General features: G+C 46.3%; 24 protein-coding genes. 22 read left to right on the forward strand and 2 right to left on the reverse strand.

What is annotated here, in order from left to right; all coding sequences use genetic code 11:
- Positions 1 to 31: 31 nt before the first annotated feature.
- On the reverse strand, positions 32 to 3,025 hold the full coding sequence (locus DEO27_RS21225) for a lantibiotic dehydratase (RefSeq protein ID WP_112575368.1): 2,994 nt from the start codon (positions 3,023 to 3,025) through the stop codon (positions 32 to 34).
- 674 nt (positions 3,026 to 3,699) lie between these two features.
- On the opposite strand from DEO27_RS21225, the gene DEO27_RS21230 reads away from it, so the two are divergent.
- The 7 genes from DEO27_RS21230 to DEO27_RS21260 all read left to right on the forward strand — a co-directional run bounded on the left by DEO27_RS21230 (position 3,700) and on the right by DEO27_RS21260 (position 9,247).
- Positions 3,700 to 4,563 carry an STAS domain-containing protein gene (locus tag DEO27_RS21230; RefSeq protein ID WP_112575367.1) on the forward strand — a complete coding sequence of 288 codons (864 nt, stop codon included), beginning with the start codon at positions 3,700 to 3,702 and terminating at the stop codon, positions 4,561 to 4,563.
- Between the two features lie 12 nt (positions 4,564 to 4,575).
- Positions 4,576 to 4,986, forward strand: a complete 411-nt coding sequence (locus tag DEO27_RS21235; protein WP_091221041.1) for an STAS domain-containing protein — start codon at positions 4,576 to 4,578, stop codon at positions 4,984 to 4,986.
- Complete coding sequence (locus DEO27_RS21240; RefSeq protein ID WP_091221043.1) at positions 4,967 to 5,380, forward strand: anti-sigma regulatory factor; 414 nt, start codon at positions 4,967 to 4,969, stop codon at positions 5,378 to 5,380. The genes DEO27_RS21235 and DEO27_RS21240 overlap by 20 nt, the downstream gene beginning before the upstream one ends.
- A complete protein-coding gene (locus DEO27_RS21245; protein ID WP_112575366.1) occupies positions 5,373 to 6,383 on the forward strand; it encodes an ATP-binding protein in 1,011 nt (336 codons plus the stop codon). Before DEO27_RS21240 ends, DEO27_RS21245 begins: the two co-directional genes overlap by 8 nt.
- On the forward strand, positions 6,384 to 7,583 hold the full coding sequence (locus DEO27_RS21250) for a sensor histidine kinase (protein ID WP_112575365.1): 1,200 nt from the start codon (positions 6,384 to 6,386) through the stop codon (positions 7,581 to 7,583). It begins immediately after the preceding gene.
- A gap of 203 nt (positions 7,584 to 7,786) precedes the next feature.
- On the forward strand, positions 7,787 to 8,881 hold the full coding sequence (gene tal / locus DEO27_RS21255; protein ID WP_112575364.1) for a transaldolase: 1,095 nt from the start codon (positions 7,787 to 7,789) through the stop codon (positions 8,879 to 8,881).
- Positions 8,882 to 9,010: 129 nt separating this feature from the next.
- Positions 9,011 to 9,247, forward strand: a complete 237-nt coding sequence (locus tag DEO27_RS21260; RefSeq protein ID WP_112575363.1) for a hypothetical protein — start codon at positions 9,011 to 9,013, stop codon at positions 9,245 to 9,247.
- A 16-nt stretch (positions 9,248 to 9,263) separates the two neighbouring features.
- Here DEO27_RS21260 and DEO27_RS21265 read toward each other — a convergent pair whose 3' ends face one another.
- The gene (locus DEO27_RS21265; RefSeq protein WP_112575424.1) at positions 9,264 to 9,818 is read right to left on the reverse strand and encodes a low affinity iron permease family protein; all 555 of its coding nucleotides are present in this window, start codon (positions 9,816 to 9,818) and stop codon (positions 9,264 to 9,266) included.
- A gap of 1,245 nt (positions 9,819 to 11,063) precedes the next feature.
- Here DEO27_RS21265 and DEO27_RS21270 point away from each other — a divergent pair.
- The 15 genes from DEO27_RS21270 (at position 11,064) to DEO27_RS21330 (ending at position 20,820) form a co-directional block, all read left to right on the forward strand.
- Positions 11,064 to 11,648 (forward strand): hypothetical protein, encoded by a 585-nt coding sequence (locus DEO27_RS21270; protein ID WP_146750132.1) that lies wholly within the window; start codon positions 11,064 to 11,066, stop codon positions 11,646 to 11,648.
- A gap of 30 nt (positions 11,649 to 11,678) precedes the next feature.
- The gene (locus DEO27_RS21275; protein WP_112575359.1) at positions 11,679 to 12,023 is read left to right on the forward strand and encodes a single-stranded DNA-binding protein; all 345 of its coding nucleotides are present in this window, start codon (positions 11,679 to 11,681) and stop codon (positions 12,021 to 12,023) included.
- Between the two features lie 34 nt (positions 12,024 to 12,057).
- On the forward strand, positions 12,058 to 13,116 hold the full coding sequence (locus DEO27_RS21280; protein WP_112575358.1) for a DUF932 domain-containing protein: 1,059 nt from the start codon (positions 12,058 to 12,060) through the stop codon (positions 13,114 to 13,116).
- 55 nt (positions 13,117 to 13,171) lie between these two features.
- Complete coding sequence (locus DEO27_RS21285) at positions 13,172 to 13,546, forward strand: hypothetical protein (protein WP_146750131.1); 375 nt, start codon at positions 13,172 to 13,174, stop codon at positions 13,544 to 13,546.
- Between the two features lie 2 nt (positions 13,547 to 13,548).
- A complete protein-coding gene (locus DEO27_RS21290) occupies positions 13,549 to 13,803 on the forward strand; it encodes a hypothetical protein (protein ID WP_146750130.1) in 255 nt (84 codons plus the stop codon).
- Between the two features lie 5 nt (positions 13,804 to 13,808).
- The gene (locus DEO27_RS21295; RefSeq protein WP_112575355.1) at positions 13,809 to 14,408 is read left to right on the forward strand and encodes a PRTRC system protein E; all 600 of its coding nucleotides are present in this window, start codon (positions 13,809 to 13,811) and stop codon (positions 14,406 to 14,408) included.
- A gap of 11 nt (positions 14,409 to 14,419) precedes the next feature.
- The gene (locus DEO27_RS21300) at positions 14,420 to 14,635 is read left to right on the forward strand and encodes a PRTRC system protein C (RefSeq protein WP_112575354.1); all 216 of its coding nucleotides are present in this window, start codon (positions 14,420 to 14,422) and stop codon (positions 14,633 to 14,635) included.
- A gap of 2 nt (positions 14,636 to 14,637) precedes the next feature.
- Positions 14,638 to 14,814, forward strand: coding sequence for a hypothetical protein (locus tag DEO27_RS31535; RefSeq protein ID WP_190295172.1), 177 nt, complete (start codon positions 14,638 to 14,640; stop codon positions 14,812 to 14,814).
- Positions 14,815 to 14,861: 47 nt separating this feature from the next.
- Positions 14,862 to 15,815, forward strand: coding sequence for a hypothetical protein (locus DEO27_RS21305; RefSeq protein WP_112575353.1), 954 nt, complete (start codon positions 14,862 to 14,864; stop codon positions 15,813 to 15,815).
- Positions 15,790 to 16,536, forward strand: a complete 747-nt coding sequence (locus DEO27_RS21310; RefSeq protein WP_112575352.1) for a PRTRC system protein B — start codon at positions 15,790 to 15,792, stop codon at positions 16,534 to 16,536. The genes DEO27_RS21305 and DEO27_RS21310 overlap by 26 nt, the downstream gene beginning before the upstream one ends.
- Entirely contained in the window at positions 16,536 to 17,375 is an 840-nt protein-coding gene (locus DEO27_RS21315; protein WP_112575351.1) for a PRTRC system ThiF family protein, read from the forward strand. The genes DEO27_RS21310 and DEO27_RS21315 overlap by 1 nt, the downstream gene beginning before the upstream one ends.
- Positions 17,350 to 17,496 (forward strand): hypothetical protein, encoded by a 147-nt coding sequence (locus DEO27_RS31540; RefSeq protein ID WP_190295174.1) that lies wholly within the window; start codon positions 17,350 to 17,352, stop codon positions 17,494 to 17,496. Before DEO27_RS21315 ends, DEO27_RS31540 begins: the two co-directional genes overlap by 26 nt.
- Positions 17,497 to 17,599: 103 nt before the next feature.
- Positions 17,600 to 18,058, forward strand: coding sequence for a macro domain-containing protein (locus DEO27_RS21320; RefSeq protein ID WP_190295176.1), 459 nt, complete (start codon positions 17,600 to 17,602; stop codon positions 18,056 to 18,058).
- Positions 18,059 to 18,769: 711 nt separating this feature from the next.
- Positions 18,770 to 20,338: a hypothetical protein gene (locus DEO27_RS21325; protein ID WP_112575350.1), complete on the forward strand. Its 1,569-nt coding sequence runs from the start codon at positions 18,770 to 18,772 to the stop codon at positions 20,336 to 20,338.
- A 104-nt stretch (positions 20,339 to 20,442) separates the two neighbouring features.
- Positions 20,443 to 20,820, forward strand: a complete 378-nt coding sequence (locus DEO27_RS21330) for a helix-turn-helix domain-containing protein (protein ID WP_112575349.1) — start codon at positions 20,443 to 20,445, stop codon at positions 20,818 to 20,820.
- Positions 20,821 to 21,311 lie beyond the last annotated feature (491 nt).

The raw sequence follows: 21,311 nt of genomic DNA on the forward strand, positions 1-21,311 counted from the left end.
GGGCGATGCGGTGAACAGGTCCTCCTAACAGCTAAGAAGCGGGTCTTTCGCCGGTATGCTTTGCCTTTCCTTTCTTAGCCAGCAGAAATTTATAAAGGAGGTAGTAGGTGATCATTTCCTGCTTCCTTGGCTCATCCGTAAATATCCGGTTGACATGCATATGCACGATACTGCTCAGAAATTGATTTCTTTCCGTTGCGTCGCCGGCAGGGTTTTGTGCGAGGTCGCGGACGGTGCGGAGAAAATACCTGGTCGATTTCCATTGTGCGCTCAGGTACTTTACATTGCTTTCGTCAAGTGCCGCTTCGATTGCTTGTTGAAGTTTACGGTATTTCCGGTCCAGTTCCACATGGAGCTTCGTCACCTTAAACTCGGTTAAAAAGAGCGTATAGCTTTGATAACAAAAAACCAGCAGGTCTTCCTCCTCGCGAATGAAATTAAGCAGTATTTCGAAGGTAGATCTTAGTGCAAACAGAAACAGAGCACTTGGTTCAGTAATCGAATCGATCGCCTGCAGCACCAGTTCGCTGCTTGCCCAGAAAAATATCTCCGTTTTCTCGATACCTGCATAATGATAGCGTTCCAGCTCCCTGCTGTAAACATCGACCTGGTATTCCCGGACCACATGCTGCCTGACGCGGTCTTCCAGTTTAACTTTAAATGCGCCTAAAATTTCGTTGATATCCATTTGATCGACCAGCATGCGTACCCGGATATGCGGTGCATGGTCTTCATACCGAACAAAAAACCATCGCCGGATCCTTCCATGGCTGAACTTTTTTCGGAGGATCGGCCGCAATTTCAACAAAAGCCGTGAAGCGCTGATTTTAGGGGCATATATCTTAAGATAAAGCCATTCGGAACCCGGGATATATTTACGGCGGGTTCCTCGCCGTTCTCCTGGATGGTCCTTAAAGATTGCTGATGGCGGAAGTTTGAAACCATCATCGGGCAGCAGGTACGCATTATATTGCCGGGCCGGCTCGTCACCAATAACCTCCTTTAAAACGACCTCACTTTTATTTTGGCTGCAATGGAGAAAAAAAATTGCTTCCGGCTGGTTACCCAAATCGAAATGCAGGTGCTGATCTCCTTCTGCAATTGCAATGACATCGGGTATGCGCAGTTCCTCCCGCAAAATGTGCAGCTGTTGCAGGTTTTTCTCCATAGAATTTGTACCCAGCTTATGTAGCTGCGCTTCCCTGATGACCCAGGTCGCTGAAAAAAGGATCGTTCCGCCGAACTCGACCCTCGGGTAAAATCCGAGTCCGGGGAAAAGCTGGCGCAGATCGAGCAGTAAACTACTTTTTCCGTATTGATAAGGAATATCAGCCAAAAAACGAAATAAGGGTAACTTGTTAAAGCTATGATTATAGGCGGAGGTCAGCCGCGGCACCACCACCTTTTGATGCTTTTTGGAGTATAGAAAAACTTGCTGGGCATAAACTGCCACGTACAGGTCGGATAATTCCAATTGCCGCTCTAACGGCAGCAGCGAAACCGCGGTTACCGGTAGTTCAAACTGCCAGATCTGCTCCCGCCTGTTGATGTTATCCGTATGTGGGTCGGAAAGATGGAGAATCTCGGCAAAGATCACTCCGGGGTTCTGTGCTTCCTGCTCCTTTGCCATCGCCTTTGCCGCGCTCGCGATTTCCGGAGCGCCGATCGTAAAACGGCCCAAAAGCGCAGGTGCGTTATTTCCGCCCGCACTTTCGATCACAACCTGTTCACCCGCCAGCCTGAAAAGTACCGACATCCCGAGCGCCGCAGATGGCTTTTGCCCGCTTTGCAACCCTGCCAGGTCATCCGCTTCCAGGTGAATGACACCGGTTTGCCGGTAACGCTCGCCATGCCAGTGCTCCAGCAGCAGGCTTTGTGCGGCCGTCCAAACCATCGAATCTTCAACAGGGATATTGAGCGGAAGGTGTAAATTTTCCAGTAAAGGGAGATGCGGGTCGGATTCAGGCACATGATAGCCAATACCGGCTTCCGGATCAAGCGCGGCAAGCAACGGAATACATTGCCCTTCAAAATCGTTGTTGAATCGCCTGGCGAATGCCTGCATCGCGGTGTTTTTTACATCCGGCACAAGAACGGTAAGCGCATCGATAGCGGACGCAAGTTGGAATTGAATCGAACTGTTCAGGACTTCCCCGGTTGAAAAACGGTGAAGAATGACGCTCAATTCGTCCTTCACATGCTCCCGGGAGCCCTGCGGAAGATCGGCCCTTAACGCTGCTTTCAACGAACTGAAGTATTGTTCTTCAATAACGTGCGCACGCAAAAGTTTTCGGGAAGCAGCCTGAATCCGTTCATTGGGTTGCCGATCGAGAAAATCAGTACCCGTGATATTGCTGCGGTTCCTGTCCAGCAAGAACTGGGCGTCGATGAGAAACTCCAGATAAGCATCAGCTTCATCAGGCGGGCATCCGGCTTCCGTACCGATATAGGTGACGAGTTCGTTCCCGCTTTTACCGCCCTGGCAGAAAGTTAAGAGGTCGCTGAGCAGCTTTGAAAAGGCGATAGCTTGCAGACTGTAATTGCGGATGCTGAAATTTTCATTAAGACTACTCCTCAGGAACCGGAATTCATGCAGAACCCTGTAGATGCTGGGATTCGGATCGAGAGTACCCACCGCAGCTCTTTGTTCCTTTATCCCTGCCCCTACAAGCGCTGCCTGATAGTGCTGGTCAGCACGGATAACGGGATGATACCTGATCACGGTATCCCCGGAAACAGGCTGATCATCCCATCGCGCAAGCGTAACAGAAGAAAAAAGGCCAAATGGTGTCGGCCGGAAACAAAAGCGGTTGTAATATTTCAGCAAAGTTAACTGCTGTTTATCCGACAAGAGATCCGGACGAAAACGGGATTGCTGAATCCGGCTATAGAAAACCGGCGAGGCCAGCAACACAGCAGTTCGAAAAAGAGGGTCTGCAAGGATTACCGCCAGATCCGTAGTATAATCGGCCTCGCTCCTCCTGGGCATCCGCAGCAGCAAAGCACTGGCAAAACGATATTTCATAAGTAATAGCTAAATCAATCATAAAATATTAAATGTCGCATTGACAATCAATACCTATTTTTCATACCTGCTATACCTTGTCATTTGCTGGGAACATCGTTGCAGGGATGGAGTATACGCATTTCCAAATGTGGAGAATATAGGGCCGTGGCGTCAGCAATGTCCTGCAGGCGAATCAGGGGCAAAGGCATCATGTTACTGCTGCATTTGTATCTTATTGAGTGGAGAATGGCTGTCGGGGATTGATCTGCTGTTTCGCGAGATGCGGATAAAAAGGCCAGCGAAGGGCTGACGCGCGGCGAAAAAAGCCGGTCATCGTCCGCAAAAGACCTTGTGGAGACAATCAATCTGCCTATGAATTTTTTCGGTTATCTGTCACAGGAAAGTTAACCATAGAATTGAAACCAGTAAAGTAACTTTCGCGGCATAAACACGCTGGGCCATTCACAAACAAGTCCATTTATTGCGCGTTCACCTGACATTTGTCACTTTTCTTGTTCTGGTTTACTTACAGAAGGTCCTCAAATATTATGCGCAAGTTATCTGAACAAAACATATCGATTCTTTTACATAAATTTCTTAATTTGAAAAGGGTTATCTAACTTTCCGCATTAATTCAACTTTGCCAAGTTTGGGTTGTAAGGTCAACTAATCATTTACCCTATTCTTCATCCATGTCACTTAAAACACATCAATTGCTACAAAAAAAGAAAAAAAACATCCTTGAACTCTGGATGAAGAACCAACTGGCCGATGAAGGTCTGCGGGAAGATCTGATCAGTAACGATGAACTGAGAAGCCAGTCTGAAGAGTTAGTTCAAGCCTTGGTGAGCAATTTATCAAGCGAGAATTTTACCAACCTTAATTCTGACGAATGGAGCCCGGTCATTGAAATTTTAGGTGGCATTGCCATAACGCGTGCGCGCCAGGGATTCAGCCCCCGCGAAACGGGCAACTTCGTATTTTCACTGAAGGAGGCCTTACTCGAAGTACTCAAGGAAGAAATAGGCAACGATCCGCAGCAATTGTTTACTGAAAGCCTCAAAATAAACCGCCTGATGGATAACCTCAGCGTTGTTACTTTCGAGACCTTTATAAAAGGCCGCGAGGAGGTGATCTTAAGGCAAACTGACGAGATAGCCGAGATATCGACACCGGTGATCCGTGTATGGGATGGTATCCTTGCCCTGCCTATCATAGGTACCCTGGATAGCGCGCGCACACAAATAGTAATGGAAAACCTGCTACAGGAAATAGTGGAGACCGGATCAAGCATAGCCATATTAGATATTTCAGGCGTGCCCGCAGTAGATTCTCTTGTTGCCCAGCATTTGATTAAAACGGTTAGCGCCACCCGGCTGATGGGAGCTGAATGTATTATCAGCGGTATCCGCCCCGAGATTGCCCAGACCGTCGTGCATCTCGGTATCGATCTTTCCAATATCATTACCAAGGCAACTTTAGCAAGCGCTTTATCACATTCTTTTAAGCTGATGAAACTGGAAGTGAGAAAATCAAACATTATCGCTAAATCTTAATATCGCTTTATAATGGATAAAATTCCTATTCTGCGGCTGGGCAATTTTTTACTGGTTACGATCCAGGTTGATCTTTATGACCGCCTTGCACTTAACCTGGAGGCCGACCTTGTCCAGATGGTAAATAAGACGAATGCCAGGGGAGTTTTGATAGATATATCGGCAGTAACGATTGTTGATTCATTTATGGGACGTATTATTGGCAATATCGCCAGCATGTCGAAAATACTGGATGCAGAAACGGTAGTTGTAGGCATGCAGCCCGCGGTTGCCATTACGTTGATAGAACTGGGCCTACCATTAAAAGGTGTGCATACTGCTTTGGACATGGAGCGTGGCATGAGCTTGCTAAAATCGATGATTGATATAGATGAAGAAGACATAGATCAGGAATCGACCGACGATGATATTATCACTCAGTAAAGACACCGTGCAGGTACTAAAAGAGCAGGATGTTGTTTTTTTAAAAAACCGGGTGAAAGAAGTCGCCGTAAGAATTAAAATGGGCTTGGTTAATCAGACCCGTCTGCTTACAGCAGCCAGCGAACTGGTACGCAATATGATGCGCTATGCCAATGGCGGCGTCTGCCAGATCGAGGTTGTTTCTAGCGGCCGTAATAATGGTGTCAGGCTGGTATTTTCTGATAAAGGACCGGGAATCCCTGATATTGAAGCCGCCATGCGCGATGGATTTTCTACAGGTAAAAGCCTTGGGCTGGGATTACCCGGCACAAAACGACTGGTGAACGAGTTTGAAATCAAGAGTAAAGTTGGCGAAGGCACGACTGTTACCATCATAAAATGGGCCAATGGTTGACGCTACGCATATCAGTTTTGCAGCGGACGACCGCAGTTATTTCTCGCTGATCAAAAAAGAAATCCACCGGCTGGCAACTGAGGCCGGGATGAATGCGGGCCGCATCAATGAGCTTGACCTCATTGTAGCCGAAATGACATCTAACCTGTATAAGTACAGTGACGATGGCGAAATATTGATGGGTACTTTTGCCAACGCAGGCTCGCCTTACATTGAACTGATCAGCATTGATAATGGGCCCGGAATGGTTAACCCGGCCCGGATGATGGTTGACGGGGTTTCAACAACAAATACTTTAGGCCATGGTTTAGGTAGCATGAAACGCCTTTCGGATACTTTTGAGCTTTATTCGCAACCAGGCTGGGGGACCATAGTACTTAGCCGTGTTTACAGCGACCCCGAAAAGTCGAAAGCGGACGACAACGTAATCATGCGGCCGATAGTGGTATCCAAGCCGGGCGAAAAAACAAGCGGCGATGGCTTTGTGTATAAAAAAACAGATAAATATTTAAAGATGATGCTGGCAGATGGCTTAGGGCACGGCCCCGAGGCTAACAAGGCTATTAACGAGGCCGCCGCCGCATTCAAAGTATTTCCTGATTACAGTCCTACGGAAACATTGCGATTTATTCATGCGAATATAAAAAAAACCCGTGGAGCGGTAATAAATGTAGTCGGCTATCATTACGGCGAAAAAAAGTGGTCATCTGCAGGCGTAGGTAATATTGCAGCGCGCATGTTTGGACCTATAAACTTCAAAAACCATATGTCGTACAACGGCATCGTGGGCCATAACATACCCAATACCATGAACGACCAGCAGTACCCCGCTGATGAATTCAACCAGTTGATGCTTTGTTCTGACGGGATTAAAACCCGGATCGATATGGCAAAATACCCGTTAATGTATAAATACGATCTTTCCATTTTAGCCGCCGCCATATATAAAGACCATGCACGTAAAAATGACGATATGTCAGTGATCATTGCAAAAGTTAAATAAATGACAGAAATAGTAAGCATCTCGCTAGAGAATGAAATGGACCTGGTGCTTGCTCACAAGCGGTCGATGAAGGTTGCCGAAAAGCTTGGATTAACCGTGGCGACACAAACCACATTTGCCACTGCTGTATCTGAAGTGGCCCGGGCCGTTATTGAATACACCGATAACGGCACGCTCGCTATTGGGATTGAACAAAATAAAACACGGTATGTGTTAAAGGCCAACGTAACCTTCAATAGCGAAATCAAACTAACCTCTGGCGATGAAGGTTTTTACTATGCCCAAAAGCTGGTGCCTGAGTTTGAATTAACCGGCCAGAATGGTGCTTATATTATAGATATGAAGCTGGGGCTGCCACGGTCATTAAAGCTCGACGCGGTTAAGATCAGCATACTTAAAAAATTCTTTCAGGAGGAACAGCCCCTTAATCCTTACGAAGAAATAAAACGACGAAACTCGCACTTGCACAAACTAACCGCGGAGCAGGAAGAGGAATTAAGACGGACAAAACTGATAGACGAAAAGAAAACTGAATTTATCTCCATTGCCAGCCATGAGCTTAAAACACCACTGACTGTTTTAAAAGCCTTCACTCAGATGGCAAAAACCACTAAAGAACCGGTTTCCGATCGATTGAAGGGAATATTAAATAAAATAGACTTGCAGTCTACCAAGCTTAACTCGCTTGTGCAGCAACTGCTTGATATTTCGCGGGCTGAAAATGGCAACTTGCAATACAATTTAAAGCAAGTGAAGCTTAATAGTTTTATCATTGAGCAGTTAGCAGTGATGCAAAGTATTATGCCTAATCATACCATTAACAGCACTCTGGGGGATGATGCTGATGTAATGATCGATACCCTACGGATGGAGCAGGTATTTTCGAATCTTTTGGGCAATGCGGCCAAATATTCAAACATTAATACAGACATAGAAGTTGGTTCAGTTCTTGATAGTGAGGGGTATATTACTATATCAATTAAAGATCAGGGTATAGGTATGTCGGCAGATACCATGACATCCATTTTTGATAAATTTTACCGCGCTGAAGACGTAAGCAAAACGCACGCCGGATTGGGTATGGGGCTTTATATAACTTCGAAAATTGTGACCGACCATGGCGGTAAGATTTGGGTAGAAAGTGAAGAGCATAAAGGTTCGACATTTCATTTCAGTCTACCCAGCTGCTGTATCGTGTAATTAACGGCAAGTATAGATACCCAAACTGCTCTCTCGTCAAAAATTAGACGATTTTCTGGGAAAGATAACGTTACGAACGCGACTCAGTCAAAGTATTTATTATCTGACATCTTCACAAACATAAGTTGTAAAGCCGGGTTATTTAAATAGCATTTGATTTTTCCTGCTTGGCGGAGAACTATTTCCCATTTGCTACAGCTCTTATGGCAGACAATAAAGTTAAACAGATCCACCAACACAAGCAAAGCATATGGCTCGATTTTATCGATCGGAAAATCATGAATACCGGTAAGCTCAAACAAATGATCGATGAGGATGGCCTGCGTGGCGTAACCTCTAACCCGGCAATTTTTGAAAAGGCCATATCCTCGAGTTCGGACTATAACGCCGACATCAAGGCGAAAGCCGATAGTTCGCTAAGCGACGAAGAATTGTTTTTCGAACTGGCTATCGCCGATATTCAGCAGGCGGCTGACCTTTTTGATCCCGTTTATAATGACGATGTGGTGGGCGCTGATGGCTATGTCAGCTTGGAAGTCTCGCCAGCGCTGGCCTTAGATACCGAAGGAACTATCCGCCAGGCCAAGAACTTGTGGCAACGGGTCGACCGAAAAAATGTCATGATCAAGATCCCCGGCACCCTGCCCGGCCTGCCCGCTATCAAAGCGGCGATCGCTGCCGGAATAAACGTCAATGTTACGCTGATCTTCGGCCTGGAGCGTTATGAAGCCGTGGTCGAGGCTTATCTTTCCGGTTTGGAAGACCGGCTCGCCAAGGGAGAGCCCCTTAGCCAGATCGCCTCGGTCGCCAGTTTTTTCCTCAGCCGCATTGATGTGCTCGTCGATCCCATACTGGTAGATAGAGGGTTGAAGGACCTGAAGGGCGAGGTCGCAATCGCTTCGGCTAAAAAAGCTTATGCTATCTATCAAAGGGTTTTTCATTCAGAGCGCTGGCAGAAACTGGCCGATAAAGGTGCTAAACCGCAACGTTTGCTGTGGGCCAGCACCAGCAGCAAAGACCCTTCTGCCCGGGACACCAAGTATGTTGAAGCACTTATCGGGCCCGATACAGTCAATACCGCACCACTGGAAACTATTGACGCCTTCCGCGATCATGGAGTAGTGACTGATACCCTGGAATCGGGACTCCATTCGGCAGACAATACGCTGATTCAGCTACATCATGCGGGCATCGACCTACAGCAAATCACTGCTCATTTGGAACAGGAGGCCATTGAAAAGTTCAACCAGCCTTTCAAAACAATGTTGGCTGCCATCGCTGAGAAACGAAACAGCTGAAGTAAGGAATTGGTAATAGGTGAGTTTGGTGATTAATAATAGCCTTTGCTTTATTGTAATTTTTCCGCTGCAAACAGCTGTCTGATTGTGGATAAAATCAGCCACTGATGACCGATTTATGTCCCTTTTATGCCGAGGCCTATCGTGGCCGAAAGAGGCAATGAATTTATGGCTTTAAGCAAATATAGAAACGTTCCGTTGTATGCCAAAATAAAATTGCCCGGTAAGGCCTGGCTGGAATTTAAGATCGACGAAACGAACGGCGTAGCGCAAAAAATTACCTTTCTTCCACTGGGTTTTGCCTGGGGTCTTACTGATATGCCATGCTGCATTTCATCATTTTATCATCAAAGGCGTGCTCCATAAGATCGTAAAATTTCCATTATTTTGTTTTACTTACCGATTTTGCCGAGGATTTTTTTGCAGCTGGTTTGATTAACACATCCTTCTTATTCGGTTTCCCCGAGCTGCCCGTAACATAACTTTTGCGGCTTTGATAATGCCCCATTTTAATCTGGTGATTCTCCTCCGCCGCATCGATAGAGTGCGTGCAGGTGATATCATCTTCATCAAAAGCCAGCCGGGAAAGTTTCATATAAAACTTGCGTAACTGATCTAATTCCTCTTCACTCAAATCTTCCAAGTTGACCATCCTGTTGCTACTGCCTTCATGCGAAGCGATCAGCTCATTCAGCTTTAAGTGTATTGCCTTGGAGTCTTTATTTTGCGATTTCTGAATCAGAAAAACCATCAGGAAAGTAATGATTGTCGTCCCGGTATTGATGATCAGCTGCCAGGTTTCTGAGTAGTGGGCTAAAGGGCCGGTCGCCGCCCAAATGACAATCGTTAAAGCGGCAACAATAAAAGCAGTTGAACTGCCAGTCGCATTGGTTGCCCAATTTGCAAAACGTTCAAATAGGTTTTTCTTTTTAGTCATAACAAAGATTTTATCATAAAGGATTATATTCTTAAAATGTTTGAAAAATACCATTTCAGTGCCCTATGTCTGCCAAAAATGTTCATGCAGGCTTTTTTAACCTTTGTAATTGTACTGCAAAAATTTATTATCGCCTGAAAGGCCTGTGCGCAAACTCCGTCCGCGACGACTACAGCCCAGCTGGTTGGTCAGGAGTGGCGGGAAACGGCCATGGAAAAAATACGACCGAGACAAGGATCCGCAATATTCTTAGCTGTCGGTAAAGCAATCTTCTTTCTGACTTCAAAATTTGGCTTTGAGCATCGCTTTTCCCGGTCCTTGAATTTGGCCGGACCTTCGGCATTTTCTACAGGTGGCATTCCGCCAGGGCGCTGATGCACATGGAAAACTGCCCGGATAGACCCCGCTTCCCGGAACTCCGCGCGGCGATCAACATGTTTCTCTCAGTGTGTCGGGTCAATGAACGGCATTGGTTCTGACGGCGGGGAAATTATTTGAGGTGGCAACGGAGAAAGATATATTGCCATTACGATGATTACAACTATCATAATTGTTGCCACAGTGGCCAACGCTATAAACATTTTTTTAAAAGGTTGTTCCCTGCTGAAAGTCAATATATTTAACAAATTTTTCCAATTTATGATTTTCAAAGTAAACATATCAAAAATTGCAGCGTTCGATGACGCGATAGTGGAAATCTGCGAGAAAAACGGATTAGATAAACCTGATCATATGGAAATAAATAGCGACGATTCCCCAAACCTTAAAATAACAGTAAGCGATACCTTTATCGCCCGAATATCGAGAGAAAATGTAAAGCTGTTAAAAAGATTCTCCTAAGTAGCCGAAGTATTACGATTTAAAAATAACCGGGATCATAAAATATAGTTCATAGTTCAGTAAAGGTGCAACTTTGAGAAAAAGTAAAAAAACGCTCCTATAACACGATTTACCGGCGCGCCATAGCAGGAGCAAACCGGGCTTGCAGAAAATTTCCATTTTACAGGTACCATTATATTGTGATGAAACCATCATATTTAGCCATTGGCCCTGAACATAGCCATTAAATGTTCTGCCGGGACTCTAAAAGGGTCGCGCCCGGCTAACACAGTTGCCCACCAGTAGTTCGTTTTTGCCTGGTTCTTCTTGAGCGCGACATTTTCACAGATCAGGTTGCTCTGGTTGCCGTTGACCTCCCGCCGACAAGCGTAAATATAAAGATTGACGTACCTCGGTTAACGGCCAATGAAAGCGGCAACCGGAATGTTTCCCCCAAAATTGTCTTACAGCGACATTTTATTGATTGGTAGCTGCTTCCTCAGGATTTGCAAATCTTCGACGGCTATGTCGACATTGATAGTGTTGCTGTCCGAAGGTTTCGTCTATGATCTGCCCGTCCCCGCTGATCGAAGAGGATCAACTGGTAAAACAGGCCAGCCCTGCGGCAACATCATCTTCCTGAGGGGACGCGACTCCCCTGTTTCTATTGTACGTATACAACAATCGCCAGCAGTCCTGCAGGCTGAATTTCGGCAAACGCATCATAGCATTCCTGCATTTGTATCCGAAGGTTTGGAAAATTATAGGACCTACCCGCTGTTTTCGCCAGAAACGGATAAAAAGGCCAGCGAAGGTTTTGCCCGCGGCAATAAGACCTGGTCATCATCCGCAAAAGACTACGGCATAAACGGCCGCCTCCCCAAAGGGTCCCCTCCAATTATTCCGTTTCCTTTTGCCCCGCGCGGGCACCTTTCCGGGCTTTCTTTTTTTCCGTTTTTTCTTTTGAAAACAGCATTCAGGGGCAGGCGGCTAAAGGGAAAAGCAAATTAACGAATTGGTAAAATTTAAAAATTGAACATCATGGAGATCACAGGAAGATTGGTAGCGGATGCTACCGTAAGAAAGACAAACACCGACAAAAAAGTGACCGGGTTCAGGTTGGCGATCAACCGCAGGTACACTTCAAACGGGGAACAAAAGGAGGAAACTACCTACGTGGATTGCTCATTCTGGCGAACCGACAAATTAGCGCCATACCTGACCAAAGGTTTATTGGTACAGCTGTACGGCCACATGAGTGCAAGACCGTGGGTAAGCAGGGACGGAGAACCAATGGCGAGCCTCAACTTTCACACGAACGAGATCACCCTTTTAGGCGCATCACAGCACAGCGACACCCAGAGCACTTTGCAAAGACAACGCTAATCCATCCGTTTTTTAAGCCTTAAAATTTAAGATCATGGCACACAACCTTTTTTATAACGAGCAGACCGGAAAAACAAGTTTCTTTAGCGTGAAACAAAAAGCATGGCATGGCCTCGGGCAGATCGTCGCAGATTACCCGACAAGCGCCGAGGCGATTCGTTTTGCAGGATTGGACTATACCGTTGAAAAGCGCCCTTTGTTCACCAATGTGTTAGAAAACGACCTGACCAACGGCGAGGATTTGGGCAAAATTGCAGTTCCTAATTTTTATGCTACGGTACGCAACGATAACAACAGCGTGCTGGGTGTGGTCGGCAAGGATTACGAAGTGGTGCAAAATGCGGATGCCTTTCAGTTCTTTGATGCCATCGTCGGCGGTGGCAGCGGTATACAATACGAAACCGCAGGCGCTTTGGGCAAGGGTGAACGGGTGTTCATTACCGCCAAACTGCCGGACTACATCAAGGTGGGCAGGGCGGATCTCATCGAACAATACTTATTCCTGACTACCTCGCATGATGGTTTTGGTAGTATCTCCGCAGCATTTACGCCCATCCGTATCGTTTGTAACAATACGCTGAATGCTGCGCTCCGCAATCAGACCGGGGCTATCAAGATCAGGCACACCGCTTCGGCCAATGACCGCCTGAAACAGGCGCATACACTCATGGGAATTTCCAATACGATGGCCACCGAACTGGAGGAATTGTTCAATCACTGGACTAAGGTGCGCATTACCGACAAGCAGGTAAAAAAATTGATTCAGTTGGCCATGGCCCCGAACAAGGAGGTCATCAGCAATTTGGAACTGGGCCTGCTTGACAAGCTGTCAAGCACCTATACCAATATCGTCGATAATGCTTTCGCCTATGCGATGGGGAACGAAACGCAGCAGATGGAAACCACTGCCGGGACATTGTTCGGCGCTTACAACGCCATCACCGGCTATTATCAGAACGTCCGCAATTTCAGGGACGGCGATGCCAAATTCAAGTCGATCATCGAGGGGACAGCCAAACAACGGGCGCAGGTCGCATTCAATCTTTGCGGGGATTTCGCCCGCCGTGGTGTCGATGCCCTCAAACTTTCTTAACCCGGCAGGGGGAGCAATCCCCCTGCTTTTAATTTATTTTTTAAAATCAGAACAGATGCAGCCTTTGAGAATATTGAACAACGTGCAAAAAGCGAGGCTATTGCACAACCTGTTGAACGAGGAAATCCCCGCATTCCTTGCCTACCTGAATGAACTGACCGAAACGGTATTGAACAACCGGGAGCAGATCGCTGCGGACTGGAAAGACCAGTTCTTCGGCGTGGAGTTTTGGTTCGGACTGGCCGAAGACGTACAGCGCATCATGGCCAAATATACCCGTGACTTGTATAAAAGCCCGAACGTGTTCGCCGACCAGTTATTCGACGGCTATACGGCCATATTCTGCGCCCATGCCTTAATGCAGTATGTGGCACAGGCCAAACACGGCGACCCGAAATTCAAACCCGCAGTAGAACTTTTATTTCAATGACCATGAACACCGGAGGAAACTATCACAATCCCTATGCTTTATTACTGATCGCAATCAGCCTGCTTATCCGCTGCCTGATCGGCAGGCGCAGGTTTTACCGGCGAAACGTGGCAGGACTACAGCAATTCCCCTACTATCGTCGTGCAATCTGTACGACGATATTGGAAACCCTGTTTTCGATGATCGCCAATTTATCCCTGTGGGCGGGTATGCTTTGGCTTGCCCTCGCAGTATTGAACCACCTCTTTAAATCTTAATCCATATGAAAACGAACTTTTTTGAACAGATCAGCACATTCGCCTTTGAGGGCAATATGCTGTTGAATATCCACAACGACAACAAGGGGCAGCTGACCGTTTCGGTCGTATTGCGGAATGGCGAAATTTCGGCGACCGCAGGGAATACCCTCCCGCCGATGACCATCGGCGGAACAGCTACCGAACTGGACGAAGCATTTTTTACGGAACTGACCACCCCGGTCAAGCAGACCATCGGACTGATCCATAATCTGGAAACTTACCAAAAGGAACTGGACAAGGCGAAAAACAAGAATCCGCAAAACATCAAAAAGGCAAAGGCAGCCATAGAGATTGACGAAGATAACGACAGCGACGAACCGGACGACCTGTTTGCCCGGCAGGCGGACGACAAACAGGCGAAAGCAGAAAAGAAACGCCTCTATGACGAAGCAATGGAAAAGGCGAAAGAACTGGCCAAACAGATGAAATATACCGAAGCGTTGGCGCAGCTGCCCGACCCTGCCGAATATCCCGAACAGGCCGAAGTCCTGAATAAAAAACGCAGGGAAATACAAACCAGTAAGGAAACCTATGACAAGCTAACACAACAGTTCAACGATTAACAGCAATTGCCATGAAAGTAAACAAATTACAGCGGGTATTCCTGCATAAAGTCAACGGACAGGATATCCGCCTGACGGACCCGAACGAGAATTTCACCATTAGCGATGTACAGCATTTTTACGGCGGGACATATCCGATATTAACGAATGCTAAGATCACAGGCCCGGAGATCGTCAACGGCGAAGCGCAGTACCGCTTCGAAACGACTATGGGAACAAAAGGATAAAGATGAGAACACAGCGAAAGAACAGGATTATACAAATTAAACCCGACAGCCCCCAATGGAAAATACAGCAACTGTTCGGCACATGGGCAGGCAACTTAGACCGCCTGCCCGATGCCGACGAGATCAGGCGAAACCCGCCAAGAAGCGCCCCTTTGAGTGTAGCGGAAATGGTTTTTTAAACCACGTTTTCCAGCCTTTTTGGGCGTTCAACGGTAACAGGGAAGTCATGGAGCGGGAGTTTAATAACTCCCTCCTTAACCTTTCCGCTTATTATGGCCTCCACATACCGGATATGTCCGCCCTGCCCTTTCCGCAGAATATTTATGGTTCATGGAAAGAAATCGCAGGACAGATCAATAATGCCAACCCAAATGACCATTGTATGATCATGGCGGATGAGAGCAGGCAGGCCGTTTTAGCGGTAGTCAGTACGTTCGATCTGAAAGGCTGTTTTTTCTATCTCCCGGTTCGCCCCTTTTGGCGGTGGTCGCAATCTGCGCAGCACGAGCGGATAGCCGGATTGCTCACCGTCATTTTCGCCTACCTGTACCAGATTGTTGGGCTTCCATTTTATGCGGAGCATGGTACATTCATGGACAGCCAGTATGACTGCCTCGAAAACTGGCTGAACGAAGCAGAGGACGAGGGTTTGGACGACGAAGAAGATAGAGCCTGGCGCGAACACCGGGAAAATACCATGTACGAGTTAAGGCAGGCGGGTATCCATATCCTGCGCCTTATTCAAAATCCGCAGCAATTGGTACAGATGGAAAAAGTCGTGACCGCCTACCGTCACCGGGATCAGCACGAACTGGAATGGGAATTAATCGGCTTGGATTTCCTGAAGTTACACCGGGATTACCCCGGTCGTTCACTGGCAGAAAGTATACACCCCGACCTGCTTTACCCCTATGAGGACGAGCGCATCAAGCCAACTGAATATACAGGCTTTTATTGGAGCGGGACAGATTGCTTTGCCGATGAACTGGATGAACTCATCAACTGCACTTTTCAGGAAATGCCCGTCATGGATGAACCCGTTTTAGTGAAATTCTTTGACCGGATGCCACCAAAAGAAAACAACGACTTTGATTTTGAGAACAGGTTTTTCCCTTTAATGGAGCGCCTGCGAAACCTTTTAGACGACTACGATCATGAAGAATATAACGGAACAATTTAATACCAGCTTCCAACCCTTTAAAGTCCTGCTGTTGTACAGGCACGACCGGGAAGCGAATATCAGCCAGTTCGGGAACACGCCGAGAGAAACGCAGATTTATGTCGAAAGCTACGACATCGGCAGGAATGGGCAGCCCGTTAACGCCCATCCGCTGACGATCAAAGAAATGACAGGCTTATCTGAAATTTTAAAGACCTCGCAGGATTTGAAGGATGGCTACCTCAAAAGTAAAGGACTTTTACCCGCTAATCTTTTGTACGTCAATCAGCAAACCAATGGAAACGCCATTTGGTACACGCCCCCCACGCATGTTGATCTGTATTTTGTTGAGAGCCTCGATATCCGGTCAGGAAAATGCGGAATCCCCGGCATGGTATGGAAAGCCAATGCCGAAAAGCTTTCAGTTTTTGCCGTCAGGGGAAAGACCAAACCCAATTTGGACACCCTCCTTTACCATGCCCCTTATCTCAATATTTATCATAACGGGGCGGTTTGTATGGGTACGGTCAGCATCCATATTAACCAAACAACATCCTTGGAAGATTTTATGGATGCTTGGGAAAGTTACTTTTTCAACAGTTATTTCAGCCATTCCATCAGCGGTAACAACAGCACCAAATCCAATACGACCGACCTGTGGCGCAAACTGTCCGGCGCCGGAAAAGATTTCCCGCAGCAGGAACTGCTCAAAACACCATACGCCCTTAAATCCCTGCTCTGATGAAAACGACCAAACTCAAAAAACCACCCGTACATATCGTGGGAAACGAAATATTACGGCCGTACAACCCCATCACGGTCAACCTGATCGGCGCAGGCGGTACGGGAGGACAGGTGCTGACCGCCCTCGCAAGGATGAACCTGTCATTGATCAATTTAGGGCATCCGGGCTTAATGGTCAGGCTGTTCGATGACGACAAAGTGGAAACTGCCAACCTCGGAAGGCAGTTGTTCACGACCGCAGAACTCGGACAGTTCAAAGCGGTAGCCCTCATCAATCGCATCAACCGCTTTTTTGGGTCGAACTGGAAAGCAGAAACGATGCGGTACGACCACAACATGCCTGACCGGAACACTGCGGCATCCGCCACCCTTACCATCAGCTGCGTGGACAAGGTGGAAGCAAGATTCATCATTGCAAAAATTTTAACGGAAACTGTACACAATTATCACGGGCGGAACCGCCCGAAATACTGGATGGATTTCGGGAACAGCCGGACAAGCGGACAGGTTATCCTGTCCACATTGGACAAGATCACGCAGCCCGCGTCCAAACAATACGAAACCGTCGATAGCCTCCCCCTCGTAACCGAAGAGTACAGGGACTTATTGCTGTTCTCGGAAGAAGCCGACGAAACGCCAAGCTGTTCCCTTGCCGAGGCGCTGACCAAACAGGATTTGTTCATCAACTCCACACTGGCCAATTACGGCGCATCGCTGTTGTGGCAGCTTTTCCGGGAGGGCATCCTGTTTAACCGGGGCTGCTTCCTGAACCTGAAAGACTTTATTTCACAACCATTAAAGATTGAACAACATGGGAATAACCGATCCCGCAGTTAATAAGATCATCGTAACCGGTCTTAAACCGGCCATCATGCAGGCAAACTATTCCCGGCGTTACCGGATGGACAACCCGTCGAAACACCGTTTTATTTTCAAATTATGGGGAAGACAGGTATAGCAGTTAAAAGCATGGAATGACCTGCCAACGACAGCAGATTAGTGCGCATACCCTATATTTACGACTCAAAATACGAGCAATAATCAATCATCATCATTTGCCTATGCTGCGCTACACCACCGGAAATTTGTTAGATTCAAGTGCGGAAGCACTGGTCAATACCGTCAATACAGCTGGCGTGATGGGCAAGGGTATCGCACTGCAATTCAAACGGGCCTTTCCACATAATTTTGAGGTTTATAATGTTGCCTGCCTGAACGGGAGTTTCCGCACAGGGCAGATACTGGCAGTCAGGGATAGCGAACTGATCCTCGGCGAACGGCTGATTATCAATTTCCCGACCAAACAGCATTGGAAATTTCCCTCCAGGTATGAGTATATCGAAAGCGGATTGCATACGCTTGTAGCTTACCTCAAGGAAAATAAGGTGAAAAGCCTGGCCATGCCTGCCTTGGGATGCGGGAACGGCGGGCTGGACTGGCTGAAGGTCAAAGTCATGATCGAACAGCATCTATCCGGCGTGGCCACCGATATATGGGTGTATCAACCCGCACGACGTTAACGCAAATGTTCTTAAATTTCCCGGTGGGCGGGCTCTGCCCGCCCCAGGGAAACGCGCCGTATTTTGAACAGGAAAACCGGGCAGCTAAAATACGGCGCGCTCCATAGTACTTGATTTGCTGTTTCGGGCCTCCGAAGCTATTACGAGTGATTTTCACGTCACTAGCCAATAATGGAATAGAATTTCCATTTTGCTAATTTTATGGCGATAAATAATGAAAATTTCATCACGATCTTATAAATAATACAAACTTAATAAACTAACTTTATATCGGAAAATTTGCAGCGCTTTAATACCCCTCATACGGCCCTATATCTATCGAAGCCCGCTCAGCCGGGCTTTTTTTTTATAAAAAAATTAAAACCTTATGATTGCTTTCAACGTATTTATATTGTTATTTTAATAGGGGTATTAAATAACAATTCACTTGGCCATGCTTTTAGGTAAGCGTGGCTTTTTTGCAAATTGAACAGGCTTTCCCTGGTGACCTGTTCAATTTAAGAATTAGCATTGTCAATAGCAACGTCTCCTTAACCGAAATTGCAGGAAACTTTGTATAAGATAGTTTTCTTCCGTGGTACGGTTTGCCAAATTCAATACGAATGCCGATCTTTCTGCCAGGGAAGCCAGGTCCGCGGTTAATGTCAAAATTATAACAAGCAGTGCCAGGCAAAATAACAGACTGCCAATCGTCACCTTTACCTTTTATAAATGCCCGCCAATAAATCTTTCAAAAACTGGACTTTGGTCTTATGTGTTTCGGCCGTCATGATCAGCCTGCTGTTCGTCGACTGGCGGAATAAAACTACGGGCATTTCAGTTCCAGGTTCTGTCGATGACTCGGCCATTCGTACAGCGCTCCGTAATATTCCCGTTCGGGACAGCGCTGCGGAAATTTGGGGGAAGGTGGTCGGTGAAATTTCAAAATTCAGGGATACGTCGGTTACCCCGACAATGAAAAATCGGGGAGAGGGTGATATCAGGCAGGCTACCCTGTTTGTTTTCAACCGCCCGGTTTCTTTTTCATCGGATACATTCCGAACGACAATGTCCGGTCTTTACTTCCGTTCTGACGCAGGATTTCTGTATTCCAGGTTTGATAAAGGCTTGACAGCCCGCCAGGCGGAAAGCATGACTATGAAATCCTACAATTCCATATTATTATACCAATCCATCTTTAACGGACGTTGTGACTTTCTGAACAACAACTTTAAAAGTCCCTTCGAATTGCTTTATTGCACCTTCAGAAAACCCGTAAACTTTCTGACAAGGGATACATTAAGCACTAAAGTATCCTTCGAAGGTAATTTTTTTGGCGCAGGTCTTCATTTCAACAACCTGGATAAATTCGCCAACCTGAAGCGTGTAGCACAGGAAAGACTTCAAAGAAATAAGACCATCGGTTTCCAGCAGATAGGGAGTACTGTCACGATCAAGGATTGTGAATTTCATGGGAAACTAGACTTTTCAGCGTGCGAGATAATGGCCGACGGCAAACTGGAATTTGAGAATAACATTTTACCGGATACGCTCGATCTTTCCAAATTTAGGGCCGCTTCGCTTGACCTGCGGGGCTTTCGTGCCGATACGGGCGCTGCGAGAATCTGCTACCTTAACCTTTTGGATAACCGGATTGCAAACCTGAACGTGGAGTATCATAATTACCGGCTTTATTTTCCTCCCGGCACAACCGATGACCAGGTTAGCAGAACCTACCAGTCACTCCTGAAATCGGTTAAGGACAATGGCTACAATTCCAGTTATGAGGAACTGGACATGGAATACCGGCATGTGAACGCAACACGCCATCCACTGGACTCGAACAGCGCTGCGTTCACTTTCATTCGAAAACATATCTCGAAAACATTTGCATTTAACGCATGGGTAATCGCAGAAAAAATGAGGCCCGCTCATCTTTGGGATACCATTCAACGAACCTGGTGGGGGTACGGATATGAAAAAACCAAAGTACTTTATTGGTCATTATTGATCATCTTCGGTTTCAGCATCTATAACTTCTACCATTATGGACAATTGCTCAGCGTACTCAATATTGAAAATCTAAACCCCTCCAACATTCCTGAAAATACATCCCGCAACAAGCGGAAGGCTTTGACCTACTGGTATTGTTTAACCTATACCAGCTTCTTGTTCTTTAAAATTAGTTTTGAGTTCAAGGCTTTGAATTTCGGAAAAAGGTTTGTGTTGATATTGCTCGTGCAATATTTCGTTGGCCTGATCTGCTCGGCTTTTATCGTGAACCTGATCTTTAGCAGGTAACGTAAACAGCGCATCAACCGGGCTGTAACTTATTGGTTAAAATTATTATAAGGCAATTAAAATAATTTGGATTAAATTAGTGTCCAGCAATTTTATAATCACACTTGAGAACACTTGGAGAAAACATTCGTAAACTGAGACGACAACGCAACTGGAGTCAGGAAGATGTGGCGAACCGTCTGAACATCTCAATAGCTGCATTTTCAAAAATTGAAACGGGCGTCACAGATATCAATTTGTCCAGACTGAAGACAATCGCTGCGGTCTTCGATCTTTCGGTCATTCAATTGCTGGCGTATGATGATCCGGCTTACGGTTTCCATAGTTCCACACTGGAAGCGCTTAACAAAAAGTTGAAATCGCGGGAAATTGAGGTCGTCAATCTGCAGAAAAAGGTCATCAACCTGTTCGAAGAAGTGAGGATGCTAAAAACTCAGGAGCTTTCGAAAAGCCCGATTTCGCTGATAACCGCTGTAAATTGATACGGAAGGCATATTTAAACTGGAGATTAAATAGATCAATTGAGTTTGATATTGGCCATACTTCATGTTAAATGTCTTATTTATAAGGGTGGACGTTTGATATGGAACTGCCTATCAAGCAAAACTTGATAAAGCGATGCACATCCATGTGTGGCTTGAACCGAATGTTATTAATTCTGTAATTAAAAAAATGAAAAGTAACCCTTATATCATGAATAACGGCTTTAGTGTTTTCAAAGTAACCAAAATGCCTCCTTTTTCATGAGCATTTAAATAATGAATATTGTAAAGCTGATTTTTAGGGCCTTTTCTGAACGCATCCACACGAATACAATTATATTTTTGCGTTACAACAACGAAGGTTGTAAATTTGAAATGAGGGGCACATCCTGTGCCGCCTTTCAAATTACAGGTACATGCGCGTTACACAAGTTACCATATTTGCTCCCACTATCTTTGTGGGCTTTTTCAGGAAAATGAGGTTTCATTTC

Origin of the sequence: Mucilaginibacter rubeus (assembly GCF_003286415.2) — a bacterium.
GTDB classification, from domain to species: Bacteria; Bacteroidota; Bacteroidia; order Sphingobacteriales; family Sphingobacteriaceae; genus Mucilaginibacter; species Mucilaginibacter rubeus_A.

What these genes read in the sequence shown, in the direction of transcription:
- DEO27_RS21305 (WP_112575353.1), top strand. Translation starts at nt 14,862, where the DNA reads ATGGAGCGGGAGTTTAATAACTCCCTCCTTAACCTTTCCGCTTATTAT.
- tal (WP_112575364.1), top strand. Translation starts at nt 7,787, where the DNA reads ATGGCAGACAATAAAGTTAAACAGATCCACCAACACAAGCAAAGCATA.
- DEO27_RS31535 (WP_190295172.1), top strand. Translation starts at nt 14,638, where the DNA reads ATGAGAACACAGCGAAAGAACAGGATTATACAAATTAAACCCGACAGC.
- DEO27_RS21245 (WP_112575366.1), top strand. Translation starts at nt 5,373, where the DNA reads ATGGTTGACGCTACGCATATCAGTTTTGCAGCGGACGACCGCAGTTAT.
- DEO27_RS21230 (WP_112575367.1), top strand. Translation starts at nt 3,700, where the DNA reads ATGTCACTTAAAACACATCAATTGCTACAAAAAAAGAAAAAAAACATC.
- DEO27_RS21260 (WP_112575363.1), top strand. Translation starts at nt 9,011, where the DNA reads ATGCCGAGGCCTATCGTGGCCGAAAGAGGCAATGAATTTATGGCTTTA.
- DEO27_RS21315 (WP_112575351.1), top strand. Translation starts at nt 16,536, where the DNA reads ATGAAAACGACCAAACTCAAAAAACCACCCGTACATATCGTGGGAAAC.
- DEO27_RS31540 (WP_190295174.1), top strand. Translation starts at nt 17,350, where the DNA reads ATGGGAATAACCGATCCCGCAGTTAATAAGATCATCGTAACCGGTCTT.
- DEO27_RS21285 (WP_146750131.1), top strand. Translation starts at nt 13,172, where the DNA reads ATGCAGCCTTTGAGAATATTGAACAACGTGCAAAAAGCGAGGCTATTG.
- DEO27_RS21290 (WP_146750130.1), top strand. Translation starts at nt 13,549, where the DNA reads ATGAACACCGGAGGAAACTATCACAATCCCTATGCTTTATTACTGATC.
- DEO27_RS21295 (WP_112575355.1), top strand. Translation starts at nt 13,809, where the DNA reads ATGAAAACGAACTTTTTTGAACAGATCAGCACATTCGCCTTTGAGGGC.
- DEO27_RS21235 (WP_091221041.1), top strand. Translation starts at nt 4,576, where the DNA reads ATGGATAAAATTCCTATTCTGCGGCTGGGCAATTTTTTACTGGTTACG.
- DEO27_RS21225 (WP_112575368.1), bottom strand. Translation starts at nt 3,025, where the DNA reads ATGAAATATCGTTTTGCCAGTGCTTTGCTGCTGCGGATGCCCAGGAGG.
- DEO27_RS21275 (WP_112575359.1), top strand. Translation starts at nt 11,679, where the DNA reads ATGGAGATCACAGGAAGATTGGTAGCGGATGCTACCGTAAGAAAGACA.
- DEO27_RS21300 (WP_112575354.1), top strand. Translation starts at nt 14,420, where the DNA reads ATGAAAGTAAACAAATTACAGCGGGTATTCCTGCATAAAGTCAACGGA.
- DEO27_RS21280 (WP_112575358.1), top strand. Translation starts at nt 12,058, where the DNA reads ATGGCACACAACCTTTTTTATAACGAGCAGACCGGAAAAACAAGTTTC.
- DEO27_RS21325 (WP_112575350.1), top strand. Translation starts at nt 18,770, where the DNA reads ATGCCCGCCAATAAATCTTTCAAAAACTGGACTTTGGTCTTATGTGTT.
- DEO27_RS21310 (WP_112575352.1), top strand. Translation starts at nt 15,790, where the DNA reads ATGAAGAATATAACGGAACAATTTAATACCAGCTTCCAACCCTTTAAA.
- DEO27_RS21270 (WP_146750132.1), top strand. Translation starts at nt 11,064, where the DNA reads ATGAAAGCGGCAACCGGAATGTTTCCCCCAAAATTGTCTTACAGCGAC.
- DEO27_RS21265 (WP_112575424.1), bottom strand. Translation starts at nt 9,818, where the DNA reads ATGACTAAAAAGAAAAACCTATTTGAACGTTTTGCAAATTGGGCAACC.
- DEO27_RS21250 (WP_112575365.1), top strand. Translation starts at nt 6,384, where the DNA reads ATGACAGAAATAGTAAGCATCTCGCTAGAGAATGAAATGGACCTGGTG.
- DEO27_RS21240 (WP_091221043.1), top strand. Translation starts at nt 4,967, where the DNA reads ATGATATTATCACTCAGTAAAGACACCGTGCAGGTACTAAAAGAGCAG.
- DEO27_RS21320 (WP_190295176.1), top strand. Translation starts at nt 17,600, where the DNA reads ATGCTGCGCTACACCACCGGAAATTTGTTAGATTCAAGTGCGGAAGCA.